The 603-nt window shown below is 51.7% G+C and carries 3 other RNA genes; all 3 read left to right on the top strand.

The window, feature by feature from the left end:
- The first annotated feature begins 33 nt into the window (after positions 1 to 33).
- The 3 genes from AACQ38_RS23840 to AACQ38_RS23830 all read left to right on the top strand — a co-directional run bounded on the left by AACQ38_RS23840 (position 34) and on the right by AACQ38_RS23830 (position 514).
- A non-coding RNA gene (locus AACQ38_RS23840) (RtT sRNA) lies at positions 34 to 166 on the top strand.
- Positions 167 to 207: 41 nt separating this feature from the next.
- Positions 208 to 340, top strand: a non-coding RNA gene (locus AACQ38_RS23835) — RtT sRNA.
- Between the two features lie 41 nt (positions 341 to 381).
- Positions 382 to 514: non-coding RNA, RtT sRNA (locus AACQ38_RS23830), on the top strand.
- Positions 515 to 603: the final 89 nt, after the last annotated feature.

The following is a 603-nucleotide window of genomic DNA, read 5'->3' as shown; positions in this document are numbered from 1 at the left end:
CTTCATTCAAAACCAATTTCCCAGATAGGTCGTTAGCTCAGTCGGTAGAGTAGTTGACTTTTAATCAATTGGTCGCAGGTTCGAGCCGAGCGAAGCGAGACAACAGCGCGTAAGCGCTGGCCCGAAGTGCGAGGCCGTAGGCCGAGTCATCCTGCACGACCCACCATCTTAGAGCTTCATTCAAAACCAATTTCCCAGATAGGTCGTTAGCTCAGTCGGTAGAGTAGTTGACTTTTAATCAATTGGTCGCAGGTTCGAGCCGAGCGAAGCGAGACAACAGCGCGTAAGCGCTGGCCCGAAGTGCGAGGCCGTAGGCCGAGTCATCCTGCACGACCCACCATCTTAGAGCTTCATTCAAAACCAATTTCCCAGATAGGTCGTTAGCTCAGTCGGTAGAGTAGTTGACTTTTAATCAATTGGTCGCAGGTTCGAGCCGAGCGAAGCGAGACAACAGCGCGTAAGCGCTGGCCCGAAGTGCGAGGCCGTAGGCCGAGTCATCCTGCACGACCCACCATCTTAGAGCTTCATTCAAAACCAATTTCCCAGATGGATCGTTAGCTCAGTCGGTAGAGCAGTTGACTTTTAATCAATTTGTCGCAGGTT

Source organism: Photorhabdus sp. RW14-46 (assembly GCF_963887965.1).
Taxonomy (GTDB): Bacteria; Pseudomonadota; Gammaproteobacteria; order Enterobacterales; family Enterobacteriaceae; genus Photorhabdus; species Photorhabdus laumondii.
The sequence above is the reverse complement of the archived record's forward strand: the minus strand, read 5'-3'. Positions and strand labels throughout refer to the sequence as shown.